8 protein-coding genes are annotated in these 7319 nt (G+C 67.2%); 6 read left to right on the forward strand and 2 right to left on the reverse strand.

Going from position 1 to position 7319, the window contains the following annotated elements:
- The first annotated feature begins 88 nt into the window (after positions 1-88).
- The 5 genes from nosP (at position 89) to I71_RS22975 (ending at position 4239) form a co-directional block, all read left to right on the forward strand.
- Positions 89-1225 (forward strand): nitric oxide-sensing protein NosP, encoded by a 1137-nt coding sequence (nosP, locus tag I71_RS22955; protein ID WP_042698791.1) that lies wholly within the window; start codon positions 89-91, stop codon positions 1223-1225.
- A gap of 3 nt (positions 1226-1228) precedes the next feature.
- Entirely contained in the window at positions 1229-3058 is a 1830-nt protein-coding gene (locus tag I71_RS22960; RefSeq protein WP_042698795.1) for a hybrid sensor histidine kinase/response regulator, read from the forward strand.
- A gap of 263 nt (positions 3059-3321) precedes the next feature.
- Positions 3322-3603 (forward strand): DUF2281 domain-containing protein, encoded by a 282-nt coding sequence (locus I71_RS22965; protein ID WP_042698798.1) that lies wholly within the window; start codon positions 3322-3324, stop codon positions 3601-3603.
- The gene (locus I71_RS36295; RefSeq protein ID WP_199902240.1) at positions 3579-3914 is read left to right on the forward strand and encodes a type II toxin-antitoxin system PemK/MazF family toxin; all 336 of its coding nucleotides are present in this window, start codon (positions 3579-3581) and stop codon (positions 3912-3914) included. The genes I71_RS22965 and I71_RS36295 overlap by 25 nt, the downstream gene beginning before the upstream one ends.
- 139 nt (positions 3915-4053) lie before the next feature.
- Entirely contained in the window at positions 4054-4239 is a 186-nt protein-coding gene (locus I71_RS22975; protein WP_042698803.1) for a hypothetical protein, read from the forward strand.
- Positions 4240-4300: 61 nt separating this feature from the next.
- Here I71_RS22975 and I71_RS22980 read toward each other — a convergent pair whose 3' ends face one another.
- Positions 4301-5809: an acetyl-CoA hydrolase/transferase family protein gene (locus I71_RS22980; RefSeq protein ID WP_042698806.1), complete on the reverse strand. Its 1509-nt coding sequence runs from the start codon at positions 5807-5809 to the stop codon at positions 4301-4303.
- A 348-nt stretch (positions 5810-6157) separates the two neighbouring features.
- Between I71_RS22980 and I71_RS22985 the strand changes: the two genes are divergently transcribed.
- Positions 6158-6895 (forward strand): AraC family transcriptional regulator, encoded by a 738-nt coding sequence (locus tag I71_RS22985; RefSeq protein ID WP_042698809.1) that lies wholly within the window; start codon positions 6158-6160, stop codon positions 6893-6895.
- On the opposite strand, the gene I71_RS22990 is transcribed toward I71_RS22985, so the two are convergent.
- Positions 6888-7319 (reverse strand): alpha/beta hydrolase (locus I71_RS22990; RefSeq protein WP_042698812.1); only part of this gene is annotated, 432 nt, incomplete at its 5' end. The two genes, I71_RS22985 and I71_RS22990, sit on opposite strands and share 8 nt — an antisense overlap.

Below are 7319 nucleotides of genomic sequence, written 5' to 3' on the forward strand. Positions count from 1 at the left end.
GCGGACGGAGAGGGAGGCGCAAGCGGCAGCGATGTCCTCGCAGGGGAACTCCGCGGACGGTCCGGTAAGACCAGCCTCCGGCGACGGCATGCCGCGCGCCGTCACCCATGCCGAATGCCCCGACGAGGCGGCGAAGGAACTGCGCGCCGGGCTGGGCGAGGTGGCGTTGGAATTGGTGGTCGTCTTCTGCGCACCCAGCTATGACCGCGAGGCGCTGGCCGACGCGCTGGCGGCGCAGTTCGGCATGGTGCCGGTGATCGGCTGCACCACGGCGGGGGAGATCGGCCCCGGCGGCTACACCACCAACGCCCTGGTGGCGGTGGGCTTTCCGACCGAGGATTTCTGCATCGTCACCGCCCTGGTCGACCATGTCGACCGGTTCGAGATTGCCGACAGCACCGCCATCGCGCGGTCCCTGCTGTCGCGCCGCGACCGTGCGATGGCCGCCGGGCCGGTGCCGCTGGGCGAGGAGGCGCGCAGCTTCGCCATGCTGCTGATCGACGGGCTGTCGATGAGCGAGGAGACGGTGGTCAGCGCGCTGCACAACGCGCTGATCGACATCCCGCTGTTCGGCGCATCCGCCGGCGACGACCTGCATTTCGAGCGCACCTTCGTCCTGCATGAGGGCGCCTTCCACCCCAATGCCGCGGTGGTGGCGCTGTTCACCACCAACCGGCCCTTCACCGTCTTCCGCACCCAGCATTTCGTCAGTTCCGACCGCAAGATGGTCGTGACCGGCGCCGATCCGCAGCACCGCATCGTCCATGAGATCAATGCCGAGCCGGCCGGCCGCGAATATGCCCGGCTGGTCGGGCTGGAGGGGGAGCCGCTGACCCCGATGATCTTCGCCGCCCATCCCGTCGTCGTGCGGGTCGGCGGTCAGTATCATGTCCGCTCGATCCAGAAGGTGAATGACGACGAGAGCCTGACCTTCTTCTGCGCCATCGACGAGGGCATCGTCCTGACGGTGGCGGAGGGGGTCGATCCGGTTTCCAACTTCGACGGGCTGATCGAGGGCATCGAGGCGGAGGTCGGCGCGCCCGACCTGATCCTCGGCTGCGACTGCATCCTGCGCCGGCTGGAGATGGAGCAGAGGCAGCTCAATGCCGTGATGTCGGACCGGCTGGCCCGTCACCGGGTGGTCGGTTTCTGCGCCTATGGCGAGCAGGTCAACGGCATGCACGTCAACCAGACCTTCACGGGCGTCGCCATCGGAGGGCGCTAAGCCATGGCCGGCATGCAAACCCGCAACTGGACCCTCGACCCCGCCGACCGCATCGCCGAGCTGGAGCGGGAGAACGCCAAGCTCCAGCGCATCAACAAGGTGCTGATGGACCGTGTCGAACGGTCGATGGATTTCCAGGGCGGCGCCTTCTCGCTGTTCCAGACCGCCATCGTGCTGGAACAGAAGATCCGCGAGCGCACGCTGGAGCTGGAACGCGCCCTGCACAAGCTGGAGGACAGCAACCGCGACCTCGCCCGCGCCAAGGAGCTGGCGGACACCATGCGCACCCGCCTGTTCGAGGCGATCGAGTCGGTGAACGAGGGGTTCGCCCTGTTCGACTCCGCCGACCGGCTGGTGCTGTGCAACCGCAAATACCTGTCCTACTGGCCGTCGGTGGCGGGCCGCATCCAGGCCGGAATCCGCTTCAACGATCTGGTGGCGATGGTCGCCGCCGCCGGTGCGGTCAGCGAGCCGCCGCCCGACGTCTGGCTGCGCGAGCGGATGGAGCACCGCCACGACCTGAAGGGCGTCTTCCTGAACCGGCTGGCGGACGGCCGCTGGATCCAGGTGAACGAGCGGCGGACCCGCGACGGCGGTATCGTCGGCGTCTACACCGACATCACCGACATCAAGCGCGAGGAGGAGCGGCGGCGCGAGTCCGAACAGGCGGAGAAATCCGCGCTGATGCTGCTGAACGACCAGCTTCAGCAGGCGAAATCCCAGGCCGACCAGGCCAACCTGTCGAAGACCCGCTTCATCGCCGCCGCCAGCCATGACCTGTTGCAGCCGCTGAACGCCGCCCGCCTGTTCGTCTCGGCGCTCGCCGACCTGGAGCAGCCGGCGGCCAATGCGGAGCTGGTGGACAACATCGATGTCGCCCTGGCGTCGGTCGAGGATCTGCTGTCGGCGCTGCTGGACATCTCCAAGCTCGACGCCGGGGCGGTGACGCCGGAGGTCACCGACTTCCCGTTGCGCGGCATTCTGGCGCCGCTCGCCACCGAATATGCAGCGGTGGCGGCGGAGCGCGGCATCGACCTGAAAGTGGTGGGGTCGGGCGCGGTGGTGCGCAGCGACATGCGGCTGTTGCGCCGGATCGTGCAGAATTTCCTGTCCAACGCGCTGCGCTACGTCCAGGGCGGCCGGGTGGTGGTCGGCTGCCGCCGGACCGGCGACGGCATCCGCATCGAGGTGTGGGACAACGGCCCCGGCATCCCGCGCGACAAGATCGCCGAGATCTTCCAGGAGTTCCGCCGCCTCGACACCCCGGTCACCAAGGGGCGCGACCGCGGCATGGGGCTGGGGCTCGCCATCGTCGACCGGGTTGCCCGCATGCTGGGCCATCCGATCACCGTGCGGTCGGAGCCGGGACGTGGCTCCGTCTTCGCCGTCACCGTGCCGCGCGGGACCGAACGCCGCGCCGTCCGCCCGGCCAGCATCGCCGCCCGGCCGATGACCAACCGGCTGGCCGGAACCTCGGTGCTGGTGCTGGACAACGAGCCGGCGGTGGTGGCGGGGATGGAGGCGCTGTTGCGCGGCTGGGCCTGCGACGTGGTGTCGGCCACCAACGGTGACGAGGCGCTGGCCCTGCTGTCCGGCATGCCGCAGCCGCCCGACCTGCTGATCGCCGACTATCACCTCGACGACGGGGCGCTGGGCGTCAACGAGGTGGCGCGGCTGCGCGCCGCCTGCGGCCGCATCCTGCCGGCGGTGATCGTCACCGCCAACCGCACGCCGGAACTGGCGGACGAGGCCAAGGCGGCCGGCTGCCTGGTGCTGAACAAGCCGGTGAAGCCGGCGCAGCTGCGCGCGGTGATGTCGGGGCTGGTGGGCTGATCCGGCTGCCGATGATTTACCGGTAACGCCTTACCGGTCCGGCTGTTGTCGGTTCTTATGACCGACCCGGCTGCGTTGCGCGACAAGGCGCTCGAAGTTCACCGGCTGCTGCAGCTCTGTCCGACGGCAAGGCGCTGCGCCCGCCCGAGGTGGAGCGGGAGAGGGCGTGAGGGTTGGGCGATCGGGCAGTGGGAATGCCGGATTGACCTGATCCTGCTATAATGTACCGTCGTCAGGTACATATTGCCGGAAGAGAGGTCGTCATGGGCTATGCTGAGCTGATCAAGAAGCTGCAGGCTTTGCCCGAAGACAAGCAGGCCGAAGTTTTCGATTTCGTCGAATTCCTGGCTGCCCGCTTCGCTGCTTCCAAGGATGCAGGAAGGGAAGAATGGTCCGGTAATCAATTCGCCGAGTTCAGCATGGAACAGGCGATGCGGGGGATGGAAGATGACCCAGTCACCTACAGCCGTGAGGATCTGCGGGAAGTCTGGCGGCGAAACGGGCGGGTCAGATTGCCTTGGTGTCCTTCCCGTTCACCGATCTGAATGGGAGAAAATTGCGGCCGGTATTGCTGATCCGGCGGGTATCCGCTCAGTTCGATGATTGGCTTGTCTGTATGATTTCATCACAGGTCCGGCAGGCTGAACCCGGTCTTGATGAAATACTCACTCCCGAAGACCCCGACTTTGGTGATGCTGGCTTGAAAGTGACCAGTGTCTTGCGGTTGGGTCGGCTCGCCGTGATCGATGGCGCGCTGTTGAGCGGTTGGATCGGCGAAATTGGCAATGAACGATTGGTTCGCCTGCGCCACCGGCTGGCAGCCTGGTTGACCGACATGCCGATTTCATCGGACTGAGCGAGTTGCCTGCGTCGTTTTGTGCATTGCAACACGCAGCCATTCCCAGAATGCAGGGCCAATCACCACCGGCAGAGCGCATATAAGATTGTGAGAGCGACGAAGACGCCGCTCCGATCTTCATAAGACGAGGCCTGAGGTGATTCACAAGATTTTGGACGCGATCGACACCATCATCGCGGAAAAGCGTCAGAACGGCCAGCTCGATGACTGGTTAAAGAGCGGAGCTGCACGCCGTTTCTGCGAGAAGATTTCGTCCGAGCGCAAGCACTACTATCCCGCTCTGCTCCTCTATTTGGAGCACAATGGCGGGCAGCGCGTGTGACAGTATGCCTGTAACGGGAACGGGCCGCGGCATTCCGCGGCCCGCCCGTTTTTGAGGGGGCCTAGTCGGCTGCCGGCTGCGCCGGCATCATGCTGCCGGTCTGCTGGAAGCGGGTGTGCCAGGCGAAGGCCTCCTCCAGCAGGTGCGGGGTGTGGCCGCCGCGCTGAAGCGCCCGGCGCTGATAGTCGGCCGCCAGCTCGCGATAGCTGGGGTGCACGCAGTTGCGGACGATGGTTTCCGCCCGTTCGCGCGGCGCCAGTCCGCGCAGGTCGGCCAGCCCGACCTCCGTCACCAGCACGTCGACGTCATGCTCGTTGTGGTCGACGTGGGTGACCATCGGCACGACGCTGGAGATCGCGCCGCCCTTGGCCAGCGACTTGGTGACGAAGATGGCGAGATGGCTGTTGCGGGCGAAATCGCCGGAGCCGCCGATGCCGTTCATCATCTGCGTGCCGTTGACATGGGTGGAGTTGACGTTGCCGTAGATGTCGCACTCCAGCGCCGTGTTGATGCCGATGACGCCCAGGCGGCGGATCACCTCGGGATGGTTGGAGATCTCCTGCGGCCGCAGCAGCAGCCGGCCCTTGTAGGAGCCGATCTTCGGCAGCACCTCGGCATATTTGCCGGCGCTGAGCGTGATCGAGGATCCCGACGCGAAATTCAGCTTGCCGGCGTCGAACAGCTCGAAGGTGCTGTCCTGCAGCACTTCGCTGTACATGGTCAGGTCGTGGAACGGCCCGTCGATCAGCCCGTGCAGCACCGCATTGGCGATGGTGCCGATGCCGGCCTGGAGCGGCGCCAGCGAGCGGCCGAGCCGGCCCTGCTTCACCTCGCGGCCCAGGAACTCGATCAGGTGGCCGGCGATGGCGTTGGTCTCGTCATCGGGCGGCAGGATGCTGGCGGAACTGTCCTGCTTGCGCGTCACCACGATGGCGGCGATCCGCGACGGATCGATGGGGATATAGGGCAGGCCGGCGCGGCTTTCCGCCGTCACCACCGGGATCGGCTCGCGGAAGGGGCGGCGCGTCGGGATGTATACGTCGTGCATCCCCTCCAGATCCAGCGGCTGGGTCAGGTTCAGCTCGATGATGATCTTCTCGGCGAGGATGGCGAAGGTCGCCGAATTGCCGATGGAGGTGGTGGGGACGATGCCGCCATTTTCGGTGATGGCGCAGGCTTCGATCACCGCGACATCGACCGGCCCCATCTGGCGCGAGCGCAGCAGTTCCACCGTTTCCGACAGATGCTGGTCGACGAACATCACCTCGCCGCGGTTGATCGCCTTGCGCAGCACCGGGTCGGCCTGGAAGGGCAGGCGGCGCGACAGCACCCCCGCCTCGGTCAGAATCCGGTCCACGTCGTTGCCCAGCGAGGCGCCGGTCATCAGCGTGATCTTCAGCTTCTCGGACGCGGCGCGTTCGGCCAGCGCCAGCGGCACCGCCTTGGCGTCGCCGGCACGGGTGAAGCCGCTCATGCCCACGGTCATGCCGTCCTTGATGAGAAAGGCGGCCTCTTCCGCCGGAACCACCTTGCCCCACAGGGATTTCAGGCGGATGCGATCTCGGTACATCGGGCGTTCCTTTTATGAATGCTTTTTTGCGAATGGCGAACGATCCGTTCCCATGCGGTCGTATTTCTTGTTTGAAAATACTCATAAGGAGGCGCTGTCCGATGCCGCAATTGTTCGTCCGGAATATCAGGCAATGCTCAAGTGAATGGGTGGGCGAATATCGGCGGATCTGTGCGCAATCCGGACAGACACTTCGGAAATGTGCGAGGGTATTTGCTGAAACTCAGTTTCGGATATTGGTATTTGTGCCAGGCTGCCGATCCCGCGCCTGCGTGCCCCTGGGCTTGTCGATGCCGGGGAGGAGGGCGTACCATCGGCACCTTCGACCGATTTCAGGAGTCCGCCGGCGTGGCGTCCCCGCATCGGCCGACCGTCAGCACCCGCAGTTACGACGGGCATGAACGGCGGCACGCGCATGACCATCACCAGATCGTGCTGCCCATCGCCGGCATCCTCGACATGGAGGTCGGCGGCGCCTGCGGCCGGGTCGGGGAGGGGCGCGGCGTGCTGGTGGCGGACGGGGTGCCGCACAGCTTCCGCAGCGGCGGGACCAACCGCTTCGTCGTTCTGGATGTGCCGGCGGCCGGGCTGATGCCGCAGGCAGCGGTGCGCGCCTGCGACGCCTTCTTCGCCATCGACGGCGCGCTGGATGGGCTGGTCCGCTATCTGGCGGCGGAGGCCGCCGACCGGCCGCTCGATCCGGTGCTGGCGCACCATTCGGCGGGGCTGCTGCTGCGTGCGCTGGAGGCCCGCCAGCCGCCGACCGTGCCCAGCGACCCCATCGACCGCACCCTGGCCCTGATGGCGGAGCGCTGCGCCGAACCGCTGACGGTGGCGGAGCTGGCGGAGGCGGCCGGTCTGGCCCCCAGCCGCTTCCATGAACGCTTCCGCGCCCGCACCGGCAGCACCCCGGCCGCCATGCTGGCGGACCTGCGGCTGGATCGGGCAGAGGCGCTGCTGCGGGACGGCCGCCTGCCGCTGGCCGAGGTGGCATTGGCGGTCGGCTTTTCCGACCAGAGCGCCCTGACGCGCAGCCTGAGGCGGCGGCGCGGCACCACGCCGGGGGCGGTGCGGAACTCTAGATAGCGCGGGCGGCCTCGACGATCACCGCCGCCACGGCATCCGGGCGCGACAGGTGGGGGGCATGGCCGCTTTCGACCTCCACCGTCCGGGCGCCGATGCGCGCGGCGGTGGCGCGCAGGAAGTCCGGCGGCAGCATGCGGTCCTGGCTGGCGACGACATACCAGGCGGGTTTGGTCTTCCAGGCGGCGGCGCTGACCTTGGTGGCGAAGCAGGCCGCCGCGACCGGCCCCTGGGTGGCGGCCAGCAGCGCGGCCTCCTCGGCCGGCAGATCCTGGGCGAAGTTGCGGGCCATGCCCTCCGGCGTCAGGGTCAGGAAGCGGCCCTTGTCCACCGAGACGCCCGACAGGCCGGCCGAGGGCGGAAAGGGCTTCAGCGTGTCGTTCGGCGACTGCCCGACGTCGGGGGCGAAGGCGGCGACATAGACCAG

This window comes from Azospirillum sp. B506 (assembly GCF_000333595.1).
Taxonomy (GTDB): Bacteria; Pseudomonadota; Alphaproteobacteria; order Azospirillales; family Azospirillaceae; genus Azospirillum.

What these genes read in the sequence shown, in the direction of transcription:
- I71_RS22980 (WP_042698806.1), bottom strand. Translation starts at nt 5,809, where the DNA reads ATGTACCGAGATCGCATCCGCCTGAAATCCCTGTGGGGCAAGGTGGTT.
- I71_RS22960 (WP_042698795.1), top strand. Translation starts at nt 1,229, where the DNA reads ATGGCCGGCATGCAAACCCGCAACTGGACCCTCGACCCCGCCGACCGC.
- I71_RS22965 (WP_042698798.1), top strand. Translation starts at nt 3,322, where the DNA reads ATGGGCTATGCTGAGCTGATCAAGAAGCTGCAGGCTTTGCCCGAAGAC.
- nosP (WP_042698791.1), top strand. Translation starts at nt 89, where the DNA reads ATGCCGCGCGCCGTCACCCATGCCGAATGCCCCGACGAGGCGGCGAAG.